This window comes from Acidovorax sp. FW305-C-20-28, from assembly GCF_058783375.1.
Genome location: NZ_JBYSYM010000048.1, coordinates 1 through 22540 on the forward strand (window position 1 = coordinate 1; position 22540 = coordinate 22540).

Consider the following 22540-nt stretch of genomic DNA (forward strand, 5'->3'; position numbering starts at 1 on the left):
CCCCCCCCAGCCCGGGCAACCCGAAGGGAAGGCCCTTGCCGGCGCGCCACTCGTCGTTGCGCTCCTTGCGTGTGCACATGCACACGCGGCGTCACGCGCCTAGACTGGCACGCCGGCAAGGGCCTTCGCGACCCCGAAATTAGTGTGAACAGGCCCTGGCCGGGGCGAGGTGTCCGACACGGTGGTCGCCACCGTGCCCGGGTGCGTGGCCTGCACGCGCTGCGCGAGGCCGCCAAACCAGGCGGGCTCCACCGCGCTGGTCAGGCCCAGCCGCAGCGTGGCCGGCATGGCCGGGGCCGCCAGCGCCGCCTCGGCATCGCGCAGCAGTTGCGCCATGGCGCGCGCATGGGGCAGCAGCCGCTGGCCCGCCGCCGTGAGGGCCACGCCCTGCGGGCTGCGATCGAACAGGCGCGTGCCCAGGCGCTCCTCCATCTGCCGTATGGCCCGGCTCAGCGGCGGCTGCGACAGGTGCAGCGCCTCGGCCGCCTGCCGAAAACTCAGGGCATCGGCCACGGCCAGGAAGAGGGCGAGCGAGCGGGAATCGAGGCGGTTGGACATATACCAAAAAGGTATCACGAAATCGGTCATTCCGCTGTCGGCGCGGCGTTTCTACAGTGCGCTCCATTCCCTCTTTTTTGGAGCCTTGCATGACCTCTGTTGTTGCTTCTTCTTCGTCGCCTTCATCCCAGGCCGCTACCACCACCACCACCACCCCGCCCTCCGATCGCTACGAACGCGGCACCCGCATGCTGGCCGCCGTGGACGGCCCCACCGGCCTGGCGGTGGTCGAGGGCCTGGCCCAGTCGTTCCCCGACTTCGCGCGCTATGTGCTCGAGTTCCCCTTCGGCGACATCTACGCCCGCGAGGGCCTGGGCCTGCGCGAACGCGAACTGGCCACCGTCGCCGCCCTGTGCGCCCTGGGCAACGCCGCCCCCCAGCTGCGCGTGCACGTGCACGCCGCCCTGCACGTGGGCTGCACCCCGCACGAGGTGGTCGAGGTGGTGATGCAGATGGCGGTGTACGCGGGCTTCCCCGCCGCGCTCAACGGCCTGGCCGTGGTGCGTGAGGTGTTGGGGGAGGTGGGGGTGGGGTTGCCGTTGCCCTAGACTTTCACCAAGGAGCAGGCGCAAGAATTTGCCTCGTGGGGCAGAGGCCTGAGCACGCATGAACAACGAACCCAAGAGCCTGATTCACCGCCAACGTGGGCTGCTGGCTTGCCTTGGTGTGCTGCTGTTGTTGGCCGGTTGTGGATCGCTCGCACCAGGTTGGGTGTCCACGCTCTTCAATGTGCCACGCACGGCCGTCATGCTGGTGGCACCGCTCGCCGTTGTGTCCGTGTTGGCGGTTGGGCTTCTCACGGTGCGCTGCCCGCAGTGCGGCCTCAGGCTCTTGTGGCGGGCCATGCGCACCCAGCCAGCCGGCGCGTGGCTCGCGTGGCTGCTGCACCTGAAAAAATGCCCTGGGTGCGGGCATGTGCACGAGTGAGGCCGTGCCCGATCAGGGCCCTGGCGTGCGGCCGGTTCCTGATCGAACCTCAGCCGCCTGGCCCAACGCCGTCATCGGCCCTTGGACCGCAGCGTTCGGGCAACCAGCACCAGCAGCAGGCCAAGCCCCACCGGCAAGGCTGCGATGGGCCAGCTGTGCTCAGCGGGTACCACGCGGAAGTATTGGTGCGGCCCCGTGAACATGAAAAGAACGAGCGGCAGCGCTGCCAGCAGCAGCACCAGCAGCACGCCAATGCCCACCAACACATACCCCGCTCGCACCAGCCATTGAAGGCGGCGTGTCTTGTCGGGGTGGTGCAGGTGCTTGGTGTTCATCGGGTTCAAAGGGTTGTGCTGCCTGGCCAACGGCGGTTGCAGCAGTGCCTCCCAAAGGTAGCACCTGGCCTCGACCTCCGTCAACGGCCCGCAGCAAGGCGCCGCAACTCCACCTCTCTTGGCGAGGGCTCCACGCTGAAGTGGGAGCCCTTCTCATCCTGCTGCTGCTGCTCCTCCTCTTCACTCGCCCGGCGGCCGCCAGTGGCCGCATGCGACGCGCGGGCCAGCTGCCGTTCTTTCTGGAACCGGTGGATGCCGGTGGCGATGATGGGCTCCAGCACCGCCAGCAGTTCACGGTGCTCCGGCACCACGGGCTGGGTGGTGGCCACTTCGACCACGGCAATCACGTGGCCGGCGTGGCGGATGGGCACCAGCACCATGGCGGCGGGGGTGCAGTGGCCCAGCCCTGAGCGGATGCGCAGGTGGCCCGGCCCGGGCGATTCCACCAGCACGGGTTCTGCGGTGGCGATGCAGCGCGCCAGCAGCTCTGCGGTGGTGTGCACTTGCGTGAGCGTCTGTGCAGCCGTCGGCCCGCTGCCTGCATAGTGCGCCAGGGCGTCCACCTGGTCACCGCCGTCGTGCACCAGCACGATCAGCGCCTGCCCCAGGGGCAGGTGCCGGGCCAGCTCGCGCAGCGTGACCTGGCCGAAGGCCTCCAGCGTGTCCACCAGCTGCAGTGCCATCAGCAGGTCGGACACGGCCTTGCGCCGGCCCACCTCCGCGGCCATCAGCGCCTGGCTCTCGCGCAGCGCCTGCGCCGCCAGCCGGTGCTGGCGCACCTCGCGCCGCAGGCGCCCGGCCCAGAACCCCATGGCCAGCAGCACGCCGGCCACGGCAGAGCCTGCGGGCAGGCCCCATTTGGCCAGCGCGTCGCGCCAGGGGTGGCCGGTGTCGAGCGAGGCCGAGAACAGCTGGTACTCCATGAGCGAGATGCCGTATTTCTTGCGCCACGACAGGTCCAGCCCGGAGCCTACGCGGCGGCTCTGGGCAAAGAACTCCCGCAGGGCCTTCTCCAGATCGTGCGCATGAAAGCCCATGCCCCAGCCCACCTCGGTGCCTTCGCCGACGGGGAACAGCAGGTCCAGGTTGTCCAGGTCGTCGCGCACCCACTTGAACGCGGCCTCTGCCGCGATCACCGTGAAGTCGGCGCGGCGCTCCACCACCTCCTTCATCGCCTGCGCCGTGGGCGCCGTGCGGATGACGACCGGCGCGCCCTGGCCATCGGCGTTGAAGGCGCGCAGCCAGCTTTCGTAGGCCGTGCCCGCCTGCACCGCTGCCACGCGCCCGGGCAGGTCCTGCGGGCCGTGCAGCACGCTGCGCATGTCCGGCCGGGCGACGACCATGTTGCGCGTGACGAAGTAGGGCACCAGCCGCATCTTCAGTTCGCGCCAGGGCACGATGTGCAGGTCGTTGGGGTACAGGTCGCAGCGGCCCGAAGCCAGCGGCGCGGCCTCGTAGCGCGCCTCGCGCTCCAGGGCGCCCCGGGCGTCGTGGAACTGTGCATCCCAGTTCGGCAGGGCTTCGACCTTGGCGCGCACCCCCAGGTAGCGCGCGAACTCCTCGCCATTGGCACGGTAGAAGTCGGCGCTGGAGCCGGCCACGCAGATGCGCAGCTCGCCACTGCTGCGCACCTGCTCCAGCGTGCGGCCCTGGGCCAGGCCCGGGGCCAGCAGGGCAGCGCCGGCCACGACCGTGGCCAGGGCGCGCAGCAGGGCGCGCGCGGGGGATGCCATGGGCGCAGGCTCAGGCGGCATGGACGCGGTCCAGCGCGGCCAGCGCGCCCTCGAAGTCGATGCGGTCGATGGCGCGCGCCACGGCGGCCAGGTCGCCCGCCAGCGGGGCACCCTCGGCCACGAGCTGCGCGGTCAGGGTCTCCAGCAGGTCACCGGCCTCCGCGTCATCGTCGCGCAGCAGCTTGCGCAGGCCCTGCAGCATGGCCTGCGAGCGGTTTGATAGCGCATGCGCTGCGGCCGGGGCGGCGGGCACTGGCGCCATTCCAGACGGCTCCGGTGAGGAGGGCGGTGCCGCAGCGGTCAGCGCGGTGACCAGCGGCGCAAGCTGCGCCTGCACCGGCTGCAGCAGGCGCAGCAGCTCGGCGGCCGGGGCCGCCGCCATGCACGCGGCCTCCAGCGCTGCGGCCGCGTCGGCCAGGGGCTGCGCACCGATGGTGCCCGCGGCGCCCTTGAGCGTGTGGGCCAGCCGCGTGGCCAGTTCGCCATCGCCGGCCTGCACCGCCTGGGTGAACGCCGCCGCAAAGCTCGCATGCTCGCTGGCAAACATGCCCAGCAGGCGGCGGTACAGGCCCGCATCGTGTTGCACGACGCGCAGGCCTGCCGCCTGGTCCACCCCGGGCAGCACGGGCGGCAAGCCTGCGGCCGCTGCGCCGGGGGCCACGCCATCGGGCTGCGGCGCCAGGGGCTGCGCTGTGGCCGGGGCCGCGGGCCGGATCCAGCGCGCCAGGCAGGCGAACATCTCCTCCACGCGCAGGGGCTTGGGGATGTGGTCCACCATGCCCGATGCAATCACCTTCTCGCGGTCGCCCGCCATGGCGTTGGCGGTCATGGCGATGATGGGCAGGGTGGCGAACTGCGGCAGCGCGCGGATGTGCCGCGTCGCCACGTAGCCGTCCATCACGGGCATCTGGCAGTCCATCAGCACACCGTCGAACGCGGGGTCTTCGGCCAGCCGGTCCAGCGCCTCCTGGCCGTTGCTGGCCACCACCACCTGCATGCCGGCGTTGTGCAGCAGCTCCAGCGCCAGCTCCTGGTTCATGGCGTTGTCTTCCACCAGCAGCACGCGCGCGCCGCGCAGGTGCTGCAGGTGCTCCTTCTGGCCCTGGGCCTTGGTGCTGGCCCGGCTGGGCGCCAGTTGCCCCTTGCCCAGCGCCTCGCCCACGGCTTCGAGCAGGGTGGAGGGGGTGACCGGCTTGGTCAGCACGGCATTCACGCGCGCGCCCTGGCCCTGCACGGCGGCCAGGGCTTCCTCGCGCCCGAAGGCGGTGACCATGATGACGGCGGGCGCCTTCTTGCCGCCCTCCAGCGACTGCATGCGCCGCACCGCCTCGGCCCCGTCCATGCGGGGCATCTTCCAGTCGGTCAGCACCACGTCGTAGGCCAGGTGCTTTTCGTCGGCACCGCGCACCATGCGCAGGCCCTCCTCGCCGTCGCGCGCCATGTCCACCTCCAGGCCGAAGCGGCGCGCCATGGTGGACAGGATCTCGCGCGCCGCGGCGTTGTCGTCGACCACCAGCACGCGCATGCCCATGAGCTCCTGCGCGTTGAACATGCGGCGCGGCAGCGGCTCGGCCTGCAGCCCGAAGTGGGCATGGAAGTGGAAGGTCGAGCCCTGGCCCACCACGCTCTCCACCCAGATGCGGCCCTGCATCAGCTCCACCAGGGTGCGCGAGATGGCCAGGCCCAGCCCGGTCCCGCCGTAGCGGCGCGTGGTCGAGGTGTCGGCCTGGCTGAACGACTGGAACAGCCGCGCGCACTGCTCGGGGGTCATGCCGATGCCCGAGTCCTGCACCCAGAAGTGCAGCTCCACCTGGCCACCCTGCTGGGCCATGGTCTCGATGCCCAGGATGATCTCGCCCTGCTCGGCAAACTTCACCGCATTGCTGCACAGGTTGACCAGCACCTGCCCCAGGCGCAGCGGGTCGCCCACCAGCGCCGTGGGCACCTCGGCCGCGGTGTTGAACAGCAGCTCCAGCCCCTTGTCCTCGGCCTTCATGCCGATGAGGTCGGCCACGTGGTCCAGCACGTCCTCCAGCCGGAAGTCCACCCGCTCCATGCTGAGCTTGCCGGCCTCGATCTTGGAAAAATCGAGGATGTCGTTGATGATGCCCAGCAGGTTCTCGGCCGAGTGGTTGACCTTCTCGATGTAGTTGCGCTGCTTGGGCTCCAGCGGCGTCTGCAGCGCCAGGTGCGACATGCCGATGATGGCGTTCATCGGGGTGCGGATCTCGTGGCTCATGTTGGCCAGGAACTCGCTCTTGGCCTTGGTGGCCTCCTCGGCCAGTTCGCGCGCACGGCGCACCTCGTCCTCCGCACGGCGCCGCTCGGTCACGTCGCGCACCGAGGCGCACACGCACTCGCCGCGCCCGCCCACGTCGGGCAGCAGGGCCAGGCCCACTTCGATGGGGATCTGCGTGCCGTCCTTGCGCAGGCCGAACAGCCGGCTATCGCCCGTTCCCATCAGCCGCGCCCCGCCTTCGCGGGCAAAGCCCTCGCGCAGGGCCTGGTGGTTGCCCCGTGCGGGCAGGGGCACCAGCGCCTCGATGGGAAGGCCGAGCAGCTCGTAGCTGTCGTAGCCAAACATCTCTTCGAGCAGCGGGTTGGCCAGGGTGATACGCCCTTCGGCATCGACCACCAGCATGCCGTCGGGCGCGGATTCGATGATGCTGTGGTACCAGGCCTCGGTGGCCTTGATGGCGTCCTTCTGCTCGGCCAGCTCGCCCGCCTGGCGCTCCAGGGTCTGCGCCTGGGCCTGGGTCTCCTTCAGCAGGCGGTGCGTGGCCAGGTTGCGCTCCAGGATTTCCATGTTGGCGGCCAGCGCGGGCATCAGCGCATCCAGCAGCGCCTGGCGCGCCGGGGAAATGGGCTCCAGGCTGGCGATCTCCAGCACCCCCAGCAGTTCGTCGGCCCGCACCAGGGGCAGCACGCTGATGGCGCGCGGCACGGCCTCGCCCAGCGCCGAGCCGATGCGCACATAGTCCGCCGGCGGGTCCGCCAGCGTGATGGGGTTGCGCTCCATGGCGCACTGGCCCACCAGGCCCTGGCCGAGCTGGATGTACTGTTCGAGCGACTTGCGCTCGCGGTGGGCAAAGCCGCTCAGCAGGCGCAGGCGCTGCCCCGATTTTTCGTAGACATAGAGCACCCCATGGCCCACGCCCAGCAGCGGCGCGGTCAGGGTGAAAAAGCGCTGGGCCAGCTCGGTGAAGGAGCGCACGCCCTGCAGCTCGGCCGAGATGGCGGCGGTGTGCGTCTTGACCCAGCGCTGCACCTCCAGCTCGCGCGCACCCTCCTGCAGCACGGCCACGGCGCGCGCCAGCGCACCCACGTCGTTCTGGTAGGTGGTGTTGGGAATTTCCTGCTGCAGGTCACCCGCCGCGATGCGCTCCACCGCCGTGCGCAGCGCCACCGCGGGCACGCGGATGGAGCGCGCGATCAGCCAGGCGAAGAGCACGCTGAACAGGCCACCGAGCAGCAGCAGCACCGTGCCGCGCAGGCGCGTTTCTGCGGCCAGCTCCTGCACCAGCTCGATGGTCGCGCGCGCCCCGTCCTCCTTGGTCGATGCCACGGACTCCATGGCCTGCGCCACAGAGTCACCCATCACCCCGAATTCGCGGCTGGAGACACGCCGCCGGGCCTCTTCGAGCTGGCCCTGCTGCGCCTGCTGCAGCACCTGCGCCACGCTGCGGCGAAACACCGTGTAGTTCTCGTCGAAGGTCACCAGGCTGCGCCGGTTGTCCTCGCGGAAGATGCGCTTGCGCAGCTCGACGACCTCGCGCGTGAGGTCCTCGTGCGACTGGTCGAGCAGGCGGATGGCCTGCGCGCGCTCGCCCGCATCGGTGGTGATCAGCGCGTCACGCAGGTAGCGGCCGATGTTGGCGTAGTGGAACTGCACGGCGCGCGCGTTGGAGACGCCCTGCAGGTCCTTTTCGTACATCACCTGGATCTCGTCGCTCACCCGCCCCACGGCCCGTATGCCGAGCACGCTCAGCAAAATCGCCATCAGCAGGATGACCAGGAAGGCAAAGGCCAGCTTGGCCGTCAAGGACGAGCGGTGGTAGTGCTGAAGGAGGCCGTTCATGGGGTGCGCTTTCCTGCGGAAGGGCGCGGACAAGGGGGGCTGCCGCCAGGAGGGCGTTGCCTGGCACGCGCCCAGGCCCGCTGGCGGCGGCTAGGCCATCGGGCTGCCATCGCCCTTGGCCAGCTCCAGGCTGCGCTGCTTGTCGGCCATGTCGTCGTCGCTGTCGGCAAAGGTCTGGGCAATGCGCTGGAACTCGCCCAGGATGCCCAGAAAGGCATCGAGCACGTCGGGGTCGAAGTGCGAGCCGCGCCCCTCGCGCATGATGTCCACGGCCTTCTCGTGCGGCATGCCCTCCTTGTAGACGCGGCGGCTGATCAGCGCGTCGTACACATCGGCCACCGCCATGATGCGCGCCGACATCGGGATGGCCTCGCCCGCCAGGCCCTCGGGGTAGCCGCTGCCGTCCCACTTCTCCTGGTGGCCGTAGGCGATCTCCTTGGCGTACTTGAGGAACTCCACCGGCATGCCCAACTGGTCCTCGGCGTGCTGGATCGCGTCGCGCCCCAGCGTGGTGTGGGTCTTCATGATCTCGAACTCGTGCGGCTCGAAACGCCCGGGCTTGAGCAGAATGCGGTCGGGGATGCCGATCTTGCCGATGTCGTGCAGCGGCGCCGACTTGTACAGCATGCCGATCACATGGTCGTCGAGCTGCGCGCGAAAGCGCGGGTGGTCCCTGAGCGCCGTGGCCAGCGCGCGCACATAGTGCTGGGTGCGGCGGATGTGGTTGCCGGTCTCGTTGTCGCGCGTCTCGGCCAGCGAAGCCATGGCCAGGATGGTGACGTCCTGGATCGCCGCCAGCTCGCGCGTGCGCCGCTGCACCTCGGTATCCAGGAACTGGTTCTGGTCGCGCAGAAAATCGGCCCCCGCCTTGGCCTGCAGCTGCGAGGCCACGCGCGCCAGCAGGGTGGGCGGGTTGATCGGCTTGGTGATGAAATCGGCCGCCCCCATGTCCAGGCCCGCCGTTTCATCGTCCGTGGCCGTCATCGCGGTCAGAAAGATGACGGGGATGTGCCGCGTGCGCGGCGACTCCTTGAGCTGGCGGCAGACCTCGTGGCCCGACATGCCGGGCATCATCACGTCCAGCAGGATCAGGTCGGGCAGCTGCTCGCCGCTGGTGATCTGCAGGGCCCGCTCGCCCGAGCTGGCCAGCTTGAGCCGGTACTTGTCCTTGAGCAGGCCCGACAGCACCCACAGGTTGTCCGGCGAGTCGTCCACGGCCAGGATCAGCGGGCGAAACGGCCCCTCAGCAGCTGCAGCAAGCATCGGCCCTCCACATGGTGCGGGTAGTAGCTACCTCTTCACACCCCACTATCTCCGAGAGCCGGGCATTTGGCAAGAATTTCGCTGCCGCATGCCGCTGCAGGCGGCCACCGTGCCCGCGCTGCCAGGGCTGTCAACGGCACTCCAACAAGAGCGGATAACAAAACTCAGCGAAGCGGTTCTGGCTAGGCGCTGCGTCGCAGGCAGTACGGTTAGTACGACAAGACGCGGCAACGACGTCAGAAGAGTTTTGTCAGCCGCTCTCAAGGCGCCGCAACTTCATCTCTCTGTGCGATGGCTCCACGCTGAAGCGGGAGAATGCGGCAATCCAGTCGAATGCGGCCTGCAGGCCCTGCACCAGCGGCGTCTGGGGCCGCTCGCTCCAGGTGGCCAGCTTCTGCGTCGACAAGACCAGGTGGGCCTTGCGGAAGGGGAAATACTCGCGTGCCGGGATGGTCGGGTCCGCGACATGGACCACATGGCTCTGGCGGCCGGCGATCTGGCCCAGCAGGGCGATGTACTGGTTGAAGGAAACGTACGCCTCGGATGCCAGGTTGTAGATGCCGGGCGCCACGGCGCACTGCGGGTCCAGCAAGCCGACGATGGCGCGCGCCACATCGTCGATGCCCACGAACTGGATGAGCGTTTCTCCATCGCCAGGCACAAAGATCGGCTCGTTCGCCAACTGCCGGGCCCACACGAAGCGCTCGCGGTCCAGGTTGTTGCCGGGGCCGTAGATGTACGGCGGCCGAAGCACGAAAGGGCGCGGGATCGCGGAGGCACCGAGCAACACCGCCTCGGCCGCCGCCTTGTCGCGGCCATAGGTGCCCCAGATCTCGTCGCCGTGGGCCGGCGATGCCTCGGCAAACGGCAGCGGCGCGGTGGACCGCTGGTACACCGCGGCAGAGCTGAGCAGCACATAGGTGGTGGGCAACGCCGGCAGCGCGGCCAGCAGCGCACGGCAATCCTCGGGGCCGTAGCACGAGGCGTCGACCACGGCGTCAAAGGTGTGCCCGCGCAGGCGCGATGCCAGTTGCTGCACATCGCGCCGGTCGCAGGCGATGTGGTGTGCTGCGCCCCATTCAGTGGGGACCAGCCCGCGCGTCACCGCCGTGACGTCGAAGCCCTGCGCGACCAAGCGCTGCCGCAGTGCGCGGCCGACGAACACCGAACCGCCGAGGAGCAGTACCTTGTGCATGGATGGAGATGGATGGTGTGGTGGGCCCGTGGCCAGGATGGTACTGAATGAATGAACGAATGAAATCCAGGCGCGGCGGGCGCAGGCCCCAAGCGGCCTCAGGCGCACAGGCAACGCCGGGCGCCAGCCGCCCACGTGTGGCTCAGAATCCGGCTGCCTCCCTGTTGGCAAGCTATAGTTTGCTGAGTGGGTGCTTGCCGGCTTTGCAGGACATTGGTACCTGCGCGTTGGGTTTGAACAGCGCACTGACCGCAAGGCCAACCTGCAAGCCACTTCCAGGAGGAGCCATTGTCCAGAACATCCCGCAAGGCAAAGGTACTCCCATGTTGAGATCCAAGCATCTTCTGCTGCTGGCCTTTCTGGCGGCACCGTCTTTCGCCGCGCCCTCGGACCCCCTTGCTCCGTGGGTACCCCAGGGCTGGAAGCTCATCACCCAGAGCGCAGGCGACCTGAACGGTGATGGAATGGACGACGTGGTGTTGGTCACCGAAGCCACCAATCCTGCCCATTTCAAGAAGAAGACAGAGGGGTCTCTGGGGCCGGACACCCTCAATTTGAATCCACGCCGTCTCACCATTCTGCTGCGGTCATCCAGTGGGCTGAAAGAAGTCCTGCGCAGGGATGATCTGCTCCCGAGCGAGAGTGCTGAAGGCATGGATTGCCTGGCGGATCCACTGGCGAACGGTGGTGTGTCGATTGCGAGAGGCAATCTGCTCATCGAATTGCAGGATTGGCGAAGCTGCGGCAGCTACGGCGTGGTGAACGAAAAGTTCACTTTCCGCGCCCAGGGCACCCGGTTTCAACTGGTTGGGTATGACCGCTCCGAGTCCTCCCGCAGCACGGGCGAAAGATCCGAGTACAGCACCAATTACTTGACGGGCAAAAGGAAGACAACGACGGGACTGAATGACTTCAGGAACGTCAATGCCAAGGTTTCGTGGACGGCGCTCGCGTCCAGGAGGGCGTTCTTCTTGAACGACATCTCCCTGTCTTGCGACGCAGCCGATCCAGCGCAAAAGGACAATTGGTGCCAGTAGCCAGCCATGCGCTGTCTGCCCAAGCCATCGATCGGTCCACACGAACGCTGCGCGATGAAGCCGCGCAGCGCCGGGCGCCAGCCGCCCACGTCGTCGGGCCCCTGCATGGCGCGTGCGGCGGCAACAGGTTGAAGGTCTGTTTTGGAGAAAGCGGTGCGGCTGCTTTGGCCGCTGAGCCGACAGTGCACCCCTCCCGCCATCGTTCATCGATTCGAAACGCTGTGATCGGCGCCCCCAAAGCCCTGTTGACGAGCCCGGTCCCTGCCTGCTGGGCCGCTATAGTGTGCCGGGTCTGCGCCTGGCGGGGGTTGGCGGGTTTGGCGAAACTTTCATGCCCGGATGCCTCACCTGGCACCCGCTCGCAACCCCAGGCTGCACGCCACTTCCAGGAGAAATCAGTGCCTCGAATATCCCGCGCGGTCCAGTCCATCCCGCAGGGTGGTGGTCCAAATTGCATTGGGCCTCAATGTTGAACCGCCGCATCGCCGCCATCGCCCTTGGGGTCGCCGCAGTCGCTGTCATGGGGGCCTGCCTGGCCCCTGTGTTGCTGCCCCCTCCAGTTGTGCAGTGCACCCGCCTCAGCACACCGGTGCAGTTCATCCAAATCGACAGCCGACAGGTCCGGTCAGGTCGCAGCACGCGGCAGTTTCCCATGGTCGAATACAGCTACGTGGTCGCGGGCACGAGGTACACCAGCACCCGCTTGTTCTGCACAGCCAAAGACGACGTCGTGGTGGATTGGTCCAGGGTGGACCGCTTTTTTCACGACGCCAGGAATGGGGCTGAAGTCGTGGCCTGGTTTATGCCCTCTTCGCCCGAGTCAGCCTGCATCTCTATCCATTCGGAGTTCGGCTACTCTCTCGTGTCAGACACTTCTTCTCAGTGCCGGGGAGTGTGAGGCAATGGGTGGCCACCCAGGCCGCACGCCGTGCGCGGCCAGGTGCGGCTAGGTTGCGGACTTGCCGATGGCGGCATACAGCATCTGCGGCGTGCAGGGCTTGGGCAGCACGTCAAAGCCCAGTTGCGCGATGCGGGCCAATTGCTCGGCATACCCGGTCATCAGCAGCACGCGCTGCGCAGGCCATGTCTCGCGGATGTGCCTTGCCAGGCCCTCCCCGTTGAGCTCGCCGGGCATCATGACGTCGGACAGCACCAGGTCTGGCCGCTGGCCCTCCTGCAGCAGGTAGATGGCCTTGTCGGCGCGGTCCACCCGGGTGACGGTGCACCCCAGCGACTGCAGCAGGGGGACCAGGGACTCGGCCACCTCGTCGTTGTCTTCCACCACCAGCAGGCGCATGCCCAGGGGCTTGAACGAGTTATCGACGGCGGGCTCCTCCGTGGCTGCCCTGGGGACCGTGCAGGGCAGGTACAGGCTGACCTTGGTGCCCTTGCCCACTTCGCTGGCGATGTCGGCGTAGCCCCCCACCCCCTGGCAGAAGCCATACACCTGGCTCAGGCCCAGGCCCGTGCCTTCGCCCACCGGCTTGGTGGTGAAGAACGGTTCAAAGACCTTGTCCAGGTCGTCCGGCGCAATGCCGCTGCCGGTGTCGGACACCTCGATGATGACCATGCCGGCTTGCGCACCTTGCGACCCTGCCGGCCGCGGCCCGGCATTGCGCACCTGGATCGACAGCGTGCCCCCCGTGGGCATGGCGTCGCGCGCATTGATGCTCAGGTTGAGCAGTGCCAGTTCCAGCTCGCTCATGTCCAGGAACACAGGCGCGGTTGCGGGGTCCACCTGCACGTCCAGGCGCACCCGGCTGCCCAGCACCGGAACGATGAGGTCCTGGATGGCCGGGAGCTTGTGCTGCAGCTGCACGTACTCGGCGACCAGGGGCTGCCTGCGCGAGAAGGCCAGCAGCTGGCGGGTGAGATTGGTCGCCGACTTGACGGCCCGGGCGATGGAGTCGATCTGCCGCAGGCCCGAGTCCGGTACCGTGCGCTTGAGCAGGTGCAGGTTGTTGCTGATCACCATCAGGGCGTTGTTGAAGTCGTGCGCCACGCCCCCGGTCAACCGGCCCAGCGCCTCCAGCTTCTGCGCCTGGCGCAGCGCCTCTTCGGCGCGCTGGCGGCTTTCGGTTTCGCGCTCCAGCTCCTGCAGCGTGTTGTGCGCAGCGAGGGCGCTTTGCAGCGCCGCCCTCGCCGTGACGACCAGGGCAGCCACCGGCAACGCCCCCATGGCGAACAACAGCGCGAGTTGCTGGAACAGCTCGCGCAGCGGCACATTCAGCCGCATGGCCGTGGCCACGTACAAAGGGTATGCGCCTACCTTGCGAAAGGCAATGATCCGTTCCTTGCGGTCTACGGTCGAGATGCCCTGCAGGCGACCCAACTCCTCGCCGGCACGCAGCCGCTGCATCACCGGCGAATCGGACTGCAGCGTGCCGGGAGTCGTGGCACTGTGAGGCCAGCGGGTATAGACGGCGCCGTCATCCCGGAAAAGGGTGACCGCCAAGTTGGGCTCGTCCGCCACCAGGTCCGCATAGAAATCGAAAAAATAGGACGTGAGCAGCGCCACGTTGATGACCCCGCCAAACTTGCCGGCGTCGTCCTCGAAGGGGATGCTGACATTCAGCACCCGCTCGTTGGAAGTGCGGGTCACCAGCGGCTTGGACAGATGGGGCCCCTTGTGGCCCTGCAGATGCTGCTGAAAATACTCGCCATCGGACAGATCGATCCGCGGGAACGGGAACAGGCGGCTGCTGGCAATCGGCCGGCCCTGCGCATCCAGCACCAGGATGGACTGGATCTGGGGCTGGTCCACGCTGCGCTTGCGCAACTCTTCGTGCAGGAAGGCCTCGATGCTGCGCAACGCCTGCGGATTCTTGCCATTGACGAGGGAGAAGGCCTTTTCGGCGACCGCCTCGGACGTAGCCATCACCTTGGAGGCATGCTCATGCGCAACACGAAGGGACCGGGACACCCGTGCATCGGTCTCGTCGGTGGCACGCAGAAACCCCACGACCCCGAAAATGGCGTAGATCACCAAGGGCACTGCGACGCTCAGGAACGCCATCCGCCGCAGCCAGCGCACCGACTCCGCTGCCTCTTTCGAGCCCTTGTCGCTGGCTCTTTTTTTTGTCCACATAGGTTGTTCCTGGCGAGCGGGGTCAATGAAACTCACTGCCGGTGATGGACGCACCCGGTTCAGCGCAACGACATGGGACAAGGCGCACCGCACCGCGCCCCAGCGAGAAATGCCCGGCTGCCGCCAATGAGGGCGGGTCGCACAGACCACCCCGGGGCATCCCACTGGGAGCCTGCTGCACGTCAGGATCGTGCAGTCTGCGCCGTTCCAGACATCCGCCACAGCACAGACCGCGGCGCGCTCTGCGCGCCGCGCCCGTTTTGCGAAGCCGCTTCGCGCTGGGCTGATACCAATCAGTATGAATGGTAACTGCAAAGTCACATGCGCGCTTCAGGGGGCTGGTTCGCCGTGCTCGCGGCATGCCTTCACGATAGCAGTTATCGGCCAGAACCGGACATTCCGTGCCCCACATTCCACTTCAAAGGGACGAGTTTGCATTCCGATCCACGCTTTCCTGCGTATTTCGGCTCTTCTGGACAGCCAGCCCGGCACCGAGAGCAGAGAGCGACAGATGGCAGTTGCGCCATCGCTGTACACAGTTGGGGCGGGGGCTGGAGTTGATGCAGTCAGCGGGCCAAGTGCTGACAAAAATCGCAGCTTTGGGAGGCCTTCCGAGGTCTGTCCGCAGTTGCAAGGAGCATGCTTCGAGATTGTTTGGTGGGATTCCCCGGCCACGCTGCTGTCAGGCGTGCCCCAAGAGCAGGCCGGCAGATTGCTGCGTACCTGATCCGACGCTAAGCCGCTTTCTTCAACCTGGCCCGATGTCGGCTCGTTCTAAGTCCGCCGCCAGAAGCGGACCTGGGGAGGTCTGGCAATGCACTGCCAATGGGCGCCCGCCCTGCCTGCTTGCGCAGCCGCTGCAGCCGTCTCAGCCGCCCCAAACCAACAGGCCGCAGCCAGCAAGAGTGCCAGGCCAATGCCTGCATCGCGCTGCGCTGCACCGGGCGGGCCATCGTAGTGGGCCTTGATCGTGTGGTCGCCAGCCGCCAGCCGAATCTGCATGCAGCCATCGGGCAGCAACTGTTCTTCGAGCGCCGTGGCGGCCAGGGCCACGCCATTCACCTGCACGGACCAGCCTGGCAGGTAGATTTGCTGGATCACCACCACGCCGGGATTCGTGCCTGCGAAGCGGTAGTGGAGCGCGTGCGGCGAATGCCCGGGCTGGGGGTGCCCCTGCCAACCCGCAACTGGCGCCTGCCACATGGACGCCAAAAGCTCGAAAGAGGAATTGCCAGGAAGGTGTGCAGTGATTGATTTCGATTTTTCCTCAAAGCAACTCCCAGCTTTGCGAAACCCTCTGGCAGTCTTGCTCTACAAGCCTATCGGAACCCTTCAAAGGTGCGCACCACTGCCCATTTCGCATTCCCGGATTTCTTGTGGCCAGCGATATGCAGCTGGCGCTGTGCTTTGCATCGCCGGACAAAAAATTGACATGGAACAGCGCAAAGCCCCGTGGGCTGCTACCGAACAATGGACTCGGCCACCAATTTGGCGAGGTTGTCGATCAAGATCAAATGATTTCCGATGTTGGATTTTTCCAAGACCACTGGGTTATTCAAAACCCAGGTTTCCTTGCCATCGCTCACGCGGACGAGCGAGCCACTTTGGAGTGTCACGAAGTCAGATCGAAACGTCATGGGCGCAGCGTTTCTGAATTCACCGAGGTCCAGGATGAGCACGTAATCGGCCGCAGCGCTCTTGCCCGCTTCCAGGGCGTCTGATTTGACGATGCTCGCAGAGTGATTGAGTTTTGCGTCCGCTTCGAAGGGTGTCGCCTTGAATGTAGACAGGGTGCTGAGTTCGCGCTGCACCGCCGCTTGAAGATTCTTGCCGCTTCCTGCTCCTTGCGCATGGGCTCTTCCTCCTTGCACAACGTCGCGTGAAGGCATGATCAAGATTTTGGACCCGTTGGCGATGGGCTCAGACTTGGTCGTCGACATCGATGAACAGCCAGACAGGACGACCAGGCAGCCAATAACTGCCAGTGCGCGGGCGAGAAAGGAAGAATTTTTTTTCATGAGGATTGAAGTTGGTGCTGTGGGTTATGGCTTGGGGTTTGGAGCGAAGAATGAATGCGCATCGTCGAGCCGACCTCCACCTCTTGCGGCAGGGTTGGTTCATCAATGTGCGTGGTCTGGCCTGGTCCATCGGGGCGGATGTGGGTCGCCACTGGCTGTCATCCTAGCAGGGGCCGTACCGGGCCCGAAGGTGATGTTGAGCGCAACCCGCCAATCCGGGCGTTTGTTCTGCTTGCGGCGCAAACTGGAGCGCCGACCCCCCTGCCTTTGCACATGCGCAGGCTATAGTTTGCGCAGCTGAAGCTTGCGGGGTTTGCGGGAATCTTTGTACCTTGGCGCTCGCACCACCCTGCACTTGCAAGCCCAGGCTCCAAGCCGATTTCAGGAGGAAACAATGCCCAGGATATTCCGCACGGTCCCGTTGGTCCCGCACATCCTGCGGGATGCATCGCACCATGCCCCATGAGTGCTGATCAGTTGCAGGCGCTTGAAGACAGGGCCTACGCCTGTTGGGAACTGGGTGAACTCCTGGAGGCGGCCGAACTGTTCTTTGCAGCCGAGCGCATCGAGAGCGAACTGGCCCGCGCAAGAGGTCCATTCGCCAAGGCAAACCAAAGCATCCTGCACAGGGCTCGCGCAGCGTACTGCCTCTGGGATGCTGGAGAGTTCGAGCGTGCACGCCCCATCCTGTACGAGGTCGCTCTCTTCGATTGGAAGCAAGGGCGGCTGTGGAACGACCGCCATGATTCTGAAAAGGCGTACTCAAGGCTCATCCTGGAGGCGGCAGCCAGTGGAAACGAGGATGGTTTCAGCGATCTGTGGGTTGCCGCCTCTGCCCGCGGTCGAGCGCTTGACTATCCTTTCCCGACCATCGTTCCTCAGCAGAAGAAGCTTCTGGCAGCGGCATTGGCCATGAAGAGGAAGGACGTGTGCCGCGACATTCTGGCGAATCTGAATGCAAAACTGCTGGCGAAGCACCACGACCTTCAGTTGTTGAAGGCCCAGGCAGAAGCCTTGTGCAGCGAGGCATGACAGGCAGACACGCCAGCCAACGCCGACGCCCCAAGGCGTCCTCCCCCTGGTCGCGGGTTGCACGCATGTCGAGGGTCCGCTTTCAGCGAAGCGCCAGCGACAGCAGAGGCTGGGTAGCCACCATCGACAGCCCGGCCGCCAAGATCCAGACCCACATGCGCGTTGTCGTCTCTTGATTCTGCCGCTTTTTTTCGACGGGGGTCAATGGGTGGCCGGCAATGCACTTCCAATGGGCGCCCGCCCAGCCTGCTTGCGCAGCCGCTGCAGCCGTCGCAGCCGCCCCCACCAATAGGCCGCAGCCAGCACGAGTGCCAGGCCAATGCCTGCATCGCGCTGCGCTGCACCGGGCGGACCATCGTAGTATGCCCTGATCGTGTGGTCGCCAGCCGCCAGCCGAATCTGCATGCGGCCATCGGGCAGCAACTGTTCTTCGAGGGCCGTGGCGGCCAGGGCCACGCCATTCACCTGCACGGACCAGCCTGGCAGGTAGATTTGCTGGATCACCACCACACCGGGGCCCGTGCCTGCGAAGCGGTAGTGGAGCGCGTGCGGCGAATGCCCGGGCTGTGGCTGCCCCCGCCAGCCCGCGGTGTCGCTGGTCATCCAAGGCAGCGTGGACCGGTCTGAAAACAGGTCCGATCCAAAACGCCCAGCCAAGGCCGCGCGGTGCCGCGCCAGGGGTGCTTCGCAGGCGGGGCTGACGGGCGTGTACCGTGCCGTGGCGGGCGGGTGGGTGGCGAATCGGGCCGGCAGCCATTCCCCCAGGTCCAGGGTCGCCAGGGCCGTGTCGGGCTGGGCCAGGCCGGGGTAGGCCTTGATGCACGCGAGCTGCGCACCGGCCACGGGCTCGCCCAGCACCTGCAGTGCGCGAAAGTCGTGGTACTTCCAGGCCGACCAGGCCAGCGCCAGCAGCCCGAGCGTGGCGCCCAGCCACTGCAGGGCCGGGTGGCGATGGCGGCCATGCCAGTAGCCCAGCGCACAAACGATTTGCAGCGCGGGCGCAAACACCGCCAGCCGCCAGGGGAACTGCATCAATGAAAAAGGGTACAGGTGCCAGAACCAGCGGCCGGTGGGCAGCATGGCCAGAAACAGCACCAGGTAGACCAGGCCTGCGGCGCGGATCAAAGGGTGCGCGCGGCCTTGCCAGGCGCCCAGCAATGCCAGGGCCACAAAGGGTGCGGCCAGAAAGGCCTGAGGGTCCCACAGCACGCGCGACAGCGAGGCGACGTGGCGCCAGGCCGCAAAGTCGAAGCCCGCAGCGATCTGGGCATTGACCAGGGGCTTGAGCTGCGCCACCGTGAGCCAATAGGGCGAGGCCAGTGCCAGTGCCAGCAACAGGGCACCTGCCAGCTCCAAGGCGCTGCGCAGCCTGTCCGCGGGCGGTGCGGGGTGCCCGCTGCCGGCCAGCGCCAGCAGGACCAGCAGTGCGACGACCAGGGGCAAGAACAGCACCGCAATCGGGTGGCTGTAAAAGCTGGCCGCCAGGGCCAGGGTGAGGCCGCTCCAATACAGCGCCCGTGCCCCCATGCCCCTGGTGGTGGGGCGCTGCGCGGGCGCCAGCAGGCACCAGCTCCAGTGCAGCACCCACGGCAACAGCTGAATGACCATCCATTCACTCAAATCACCGCGCACATACAGGTTGAAGTGCACATAGGGCGCGGCCTGGAACAGCACCACCAGGGCCAGCGCGGGCAGGCGGCCCACAAAGGTCCGCGCCAGCCGGTAGGCACCCAGCCCGCCGATGAGGCACAGCGTGCCCAGCGTCAGCAACTGGCGCCAGAGCAAGTCGTCCGTCAGCACGGACAGCCAGCTGTTGAGGAAGAAATAGCCGGGTTGGTAAAAGACGAACTCGGGATAGCCGTAGCCGGCATTGAACTCGGGCAGCCAGCGCGGGTACCCAACGCCCGCCGCCATCGCCTCCTGAAAGTGGCTCGCCAGCACGGCGTAGCGGAAGTGGTCGTGGGCGTCGGGCAGCACCGGGTTCAACAGGTTGGACCACAGCGGCAGCAGGCACAGCAGGGGCAGTGCCGCCCACACGCCCAGCATCCCCCAGGTCCAAGGCCTTGCAGGGGTGGCGCCCAGCGCCTGGAGGCGGCGCATGCCGGCCGTCCCGCGCGGCGTTGCGTGGTGAGACTTCATCGGCACCGCCCCACGCGTGGGGCGGCCGATGGCAGGGTGGGGCCGACGGGGCAGCCGATCGGGCCCTTCGTGGTCAGGTGCATGGTGTCCCTTGCGGCGGTGAGGGGCCTCGCGCTCTCCATGCATTGCATCCAGGCATGGAGGGGGCGCGTGGTCCGTTGAACGGCCCGGTTGACGGCCAGGTGGTCCTGCCCAACGGCGTTGGGCAGGTCTTTGTTGGTTCTGGCGCGCCAGGCTGCCAACAGGGTGCGCCGGTGACTGGACGGCCAGCCAGCGCACGCCGGGCCGGCCCCCGGCCGGCCCGTCTGTCACAGGTGCCTCAGTTGGGCGCCTTCACAAAGCAAGCCTTCGCCTGGATGGCCTCGTCCGTGTCCTGCGCCACGCTGGCGATGGTCGGGTAGTCCTTGACCGGGGCGGGCTGGGTAGAGGTCTTGCGCGGCAGCAGGCACAGGTAGGGGCCTTTGCGGGCCCACACCACGGCGCGGTTGCCCGTGCTGTTGGTCTGCGTGCCCCAGAAGGCGGTGACCAAGCCGTTGGTCTCCTGGCGGTTGAACACGGCGCTTTCCGCCGGCCGGCCGGCCAGCGCGTCGCTGGCGGGGCCAGGGCAGAACGAGAAATACCGGGTCACCGAGCCCTGGGTCACGATGGCACGCAAATCTCCTTCACGCACGATGTTCAGATACTCGCGCGTGGTGAGATCGAAGCCCTGGAAGCAAGACTCGGCAGCCCAGCCGCCCTCGGGCGCAGCCTGGGGCAGGCCGGTGCAGGTGACCTGCACCGAGCGCACGTCGCTGCTGCTGCCCACCGTGCCGCTGGCGTTGGCCACGCTGCAGGTCTGGCCGGCCGGCTGCGTCAGCACCTGCACCGCGTAGGTGGCGCCGCTGGCCACCGGCGTGCTGAAGAAAAAGCGCCCATCGGCCTTCACGGTCAGGTTGTCGCCCTGGTTGTTCTGCAGCACCATCGGGCTGCGCGGCACCAGGCCCGTGACCACGCCGCTCAGGTTGCGGGTGCCGGCGGGCAGGTTCTCGCAGCGCACGGAGACGTCGGTCATGTTGGCCTCGCCCACCACCTGCGTTGGCTGCGCCACGCTGCAGCGCTGGCCCTCGGGGTGCGAGGCCACGGTGACGGCTGCAATGGTGAACCGCGCGAAGCGGCGCCCCATCACGAAGCTGCCGTTGGCGCCAACGGTCAGGTCGTCTGCGCCCTGCACCTGCAGCACCAGGCTGCGCCCCTCGCCCAGGCCCGCCACGGTACCCCCCACGGTGTAGCCCGTGCCAGGCGGCGGGGTCACCGGCGGCGCATCGTCACCCCCGCCACCGCAGGCCACCAACAGCGACAGCGGCAGTGCCGCCAGCGCCAGGCGGGCCACCGGTGCGCGGCCAGTGCGATGGTGGTGCTGTTGCTGTTGCTGTTGCCGCAGGCGCGTGGCGCGCGCAGGGCTGGACAGTGGGGTGGTGGTGGTGGTCGTGGTGGACACTGGCATGCTCGAAACCCTCTCGCTCAAAAGATAAAAAAGACAGCCCCCGTGCAGCGCGCGCAGCAGTCAGTCAAGCAGTCAAACAGTGCGGCGGTGCGCTGGGGTGAGGTCCGCACGCAAGGGTGGGACTGCACCGATTCTTTGCCGAACAATGGCCATTTGTCGGTGTCGGGTGTCACAAAGAGGGTGCGCCCACCCATTTGGGTGAGGCGGGGTGGTGGGCGTGGGGGCCGTGGTGTGTGTGTCCGATCACCATCGCGACGACCAGGCATGGCGCACTGGTACGGATTCGCCTTCAACCGTTGAGTGTCGTGGGGTCGCCTCGCCGTGCTACCGCACTGTCAGCGGCTTCCCGCCTGGTGATGTGGTCGAACGCGGATTCGACCCAACCCTCAGCGCAGGCCCACACCTCCCTGGCCTCACACCATCGGGTGCCAGAACTCGTTGAACACGATGGCGCAGGTGCCATTGGCCAAGTGCGCCAGGTGTGCGAGCGCCATGGGCACGCTGCCCGGCTGCACGGGCTCCCCGCTGTCCGTGAGCCCCAGCTCGGCCAGCACCTCGTCACCGGCCTTGGCGGCCACGCTGATCCAAGAAGCCCTGTAACCCATTGCCCCCTCCTGGCGGTACTGCTGCTGTTGCTGTTGCTGTTGCGGCTGCTGGAAAGGCGGGATTAGAGCATGCGTGCGGGGCGGGCAGGCCACGGGCCCCAGGCCCTTGGGCCTTGGGCGATGCACGCAACCGCTCAAGGCATACTGCTTGGAGACTACCCACTCCCACCAGCGGAGATCCGCTATGCATCTGACGGTTTCCCTGGTCGATGGCGCCTGCTACGCCGCCACGGCGAAGTCTCTGCCTGTTCTCTACCACGTCATTTTCGACAGGGCTGCCACGATGTGCGGGCCCATTCATGTGGCAGCCTGCCTGCTCTCTGCCGAAGGGGGTGACGACGCAGTCGCGGGCTATGTCCGGAATGTGACGAGCCTGCCGGGTCGTGAGCGCCGCATCCATGAGAAAACGGAGCTTGTGCTTGCCGTCGACGCTTTGGAACATGAAGAGGAGGACGCGTGTGTTCTCCAGCCGGGGAGGCACGAGATATCGGCCAAGGTCCGCTTCCAGCTCAAGGAAATGGATGGGGCCATTCGCTGGCAAGAATTGCGGGCATCCCAGCATGTGACCTTGCTGTAGCCCGTGGCACATCACGGGCAGCATGCGCGAGCGCTGGTCTCGCCGTTGATGCCTGCGCGGCCAGTGCGCGGCCCATGCGCGCTGTTCGCGCTGTTTTTCCCAGTGCCGGCTCAATGCCCCCCAAACACATCCACCGGCGGCGGGCACACATGCTGGCGCAGCTGGCCGTCGGCCACTTCGAGCGCCTCGGGGTAGCTGGCCCAGGGCCCCTGCACGGTGAGCACCGGGGTGCCGTCTTCGTCGAAGATGAAGATGCTGTGCGGCACCGGGGCATGCTTGCGCAGCGTGACGGGCCGCACCATGTAGACGGCACCATGCAGTTCGATGTTGGGGGGCCAGGAGGTGGTGTGCATGCGGGTGCCTGTGACAAGTGTTTTCAGCTGCGCCCATGCTATGCGCGCCAGCGCCCTTTTGGACGATGGGCCCCCCAGGTGAGCGTGATGTCCTACACGGTTGCGGCGGCAATCTTGGG

General features: G+C 67.0%; 18 protein-coding genes. 5 read left to right on the forward strand and 13 right to left on the reverse strand.

Annotated features, from left to right (window positions below; translation table 11 throughout):
* Positions 1 to 99: 99 nt before the first annotated feature.
* Positions 100 to 558, reverse strand: coding sequence for a LysR family transcriptional regulator (locus tag AC3WOH_RS32060; protein ID WP_492233383.1), 459 nt, complete (start codon positions 556 to 558; stop codon positions 100 to 102).
* Between the two features lie 188 nt (positions 559 to 746).
* On the opposite strand from AC3WOH_RS32060, the gene AC3WOH_RS32065 reads away from it, so the two are divergent.
* Both AC3WOH_RS32065 and AC3WOH_RS32070 read left to right on the forward strand, forming a co-directional pair.
* Complete coding sequence (locus AC3WOH_RS32065) at positions 747 to 1106, forward strand: carboxymuconolactone decarboxylase family protein (protein WP_492233414.1); 360 nt, start codon at positions 747 to 749, stop codon at positions 1104 to 1106.
* 58 nt (positions 1107 to 1164) lie between these two features.
* Positions 1165 to 1485 (forward strand): hypothetical protein, encoded by a 321-nt coding sequence (locus tag AC3WOH_RS32070; RefSeq protein ID WP_492233384.1) that lies wholly within the window; start codon positions 1165 to 1167, stop codon positions 1483 to 1485.
* A gap of 71 nt (positions 1486 to 1556) precedes the next feature.
* Here AC3WOH_RS32070 and AC3WOH_RS32075 read toward each other — a convergent pair whose 3' ends face one another.
* The 5 genes from AC3WOH_RS32075 to AC3WOH_RS32095 form a co-directional block, all read right to left on the reverse strand.
* Entirely contained in the window at positions 1557 to 1820 is a 264-nt protein-coding gene (locus AC3WOH_RS32075) for a hypothetical protein (protein WP_492233385.1), read from the reverse strand.
* Positions 1821 to 1900: 80 nt separating this feature from the next.
* Positions 1901 to 3553, reverse strand: coding sequence for a GAF domain-containing protein (locus tag AC3WOH_RS32080; protein WP_492233386.1), 1653 nt, complete (start codon positions 3551 to 3553; stop codon positions 1901 to 1903).
* A 10-nt stretch (positions 3554 to 3563) separates the two neighbouring features.
* Positions 3564 to 7631, reverse strand: a complete 4068-nt coding sequence (locus AC3WOH_RS32085; protein WP_492233387.1) for a response regulator — start codon at positions 7629 to 7631, stop codon at positions 3564 to 3566.
* 90 nt (positions 7632 to 7721) lie between these two features.
* Positions 7722 to 8894 (reverse strand): HD domain-containing phosphohydrolase, encoded by a 1173-nt coding sequence (locus tag AC3WOH_RS32090; RefSeq protein WP_492233388.1) that lies wholly within the window; start codon positions 8892 to 8894, stop codon positions 7722 to 7724.
* A 250-nt stretch (positions 8895 to 9144) separates the two neighbouring features.
* Positions 9145 to 10089, reverse strand: a complete 945-nt coding sequence (locus tag AC3WOH_RS32095; protein WP_492233389.1) for an NAD-dependent epimerase/dehydratase family protein — start codon at positions 10087 to 10089, stop codon at positions 9145 to 9147.
* A gap of 323 nt (positions 10090 to 10412) precedes the next feature.
* Here AC3WOH_RS32095 and AC3WOH_RS32100 point away from each other — a divergent pair, with 323 nt between their 5' ends.
* Positions 10413 to 11126, forward strand: coding sequence for a hypothetical protein (locus AC3WOH_RS32100; protein ID WP_492233390.1), 714 nt, complete (start codon positions 10413 to 10415; stop codon positions 11124 to 11126).
* A 946-nt stretch (positions 11127 to 12072) separates the two neighbouring features.
* Here AC3WOH_RS32100 and AC3WOH_RS32105 read toward each other — a convergent pair.
* The 3 genes from AC3WOH_RS32105 to AC3WOH_RS32115 all read right to left on the reverse strand — a co-directional run bounded on the left by AC3WOH_RS32105 (position 12073) and on the right by AC3WOH_RS32115 (position 16232).
* The gene (locus AC3WOH_RS32105; protein WP_492233391.1) at positions 12073 to 14142 is read right to left on the reverse strand and encodes a hybrid sensor histidine kinase/response regulator; all 2070 of its coding nucleotides are present in this window, start codon (positions 14140 to 14142) and stop codon (positions 12073 to 12075) included.
* 846 nt (positions 14143 to 14988) lie between these two features.
* On the reverse strand, positions 14989 to 15321 hold the full coding sequence (locus tag AC3WOH_RS32110) for a hypothetical protein (RefSeq protein WP_492233392.1): 333 nt from the start codon (positions 15319 to 15321) through the stop codon (positions 14989 to 14991).
* A 353-nt stretch (positions 15322 to 15674) separates the two neighbouring features.
* Complete coding sequence (locus AC3WOH_RS32115; RefSeq protein ID WP_492233393.1) at positions 15675 to 16232, reverse strand: hypothetical protein; 558 nt, start codon at positions 16230 to 16232, stop codon at positions 15675 to 15677.
* Positions 16233 to 16694: 462 nt separating this feature from the next.
* On the opposite strand from AC3WOH_RS32115, the gene AC3WOH_RS32120 reads away from it, so the two are divergent.
* The gene (locus AC3WOH_RS32120; protein ID WP_492233394.1) at positions 16695 to 17264 is read left to right on the forward strand and encodes a hypothetical protein; all 570 of its coding nucleotides are present in this window, start codon (positions 16695 to 16697) and stop codon (positions 17262 to 17264) included.
* 201 nt (positions 17265 to 17465) lie between these two features.
* Here AC3WOH_RS32120 and AC3WOH_RS32125 read toward each other — a convergent pair whose 3' ends face one another.
* The 3 genes from AC3WOH_RS32125 to AC3WOH_RS32135 form a co-directional block, all read right to left on the reverse strand.
* Positions 17466 to 19364, reverse strand: coding sequence for a hypothetical protein (locus tag AC3WOH_RS32125; protein ID WP_492233395.1), 1899 nt, complete (start codon positions 19362 to 19364; stop codon positions 17466 to 17468).
* Positions 19365 to 19722: 358 nt separating this feature from the next.
* Positions 19723 to 20886, reverse strand: a complete 1164-nt coding sequence (locus tag AC3WOH_RS32130; protein ID WP_492233396.1) for a hypothetical protein — start codon at positions 20884 to 20886, stop codon at positions 19723 to 19725.
* 413 nt (positions 20887 to 21299) lie between these two features.
* The gene (locus AC3WOH_RS32135) at positions 21300 to 21491 is read right to left on the reverse strand and encodes a hypothetical protein (RefSeq protein ID WP_492233397.1); all 192 of its coding nucleotides are present in this window, start codon (positions 21489 to 21491) and stop codon (positions 21300 to 21302) included.
* Positions 21492 to 21675: 184 nt separating this feature from the next.
* Between AC3WOH_RS32135 and AC3WOH_RS32140 the strand changes: the two genes are divergently transcribed.
* Positions 21676 to 22068 carry a hypothetical protein gene (locus AC3WOH_RS32140; protein ID WP_492233398.1) on the forward strand — a complete coding sequence of 131 codons (393 nt, stop codon included), beginning with the start codon at positions 21676 to 21678 and terminating at the stop codon, positions 22066 to 22068.
* A 110-nt stretch (positions 22069 to 22178) separates the two neighbouring features.
* Here AC3WOH_RS32140 and AC3WOH_RS32145 read toward each other — a convergent pair whose 3' ends face one another.
* Positions 22179 to 22421, reverse strand: a complete 243-nt coding sequence (locus AC3WOH_RS32145; RefSeq protein WP_492233399.1) for a hypothetical protein — start codon at positions 22419 to 22421, stop codon at positions 22179 to 22181.
* Positions 22422 to 22540: the final 119 nt, after the last annotated feature.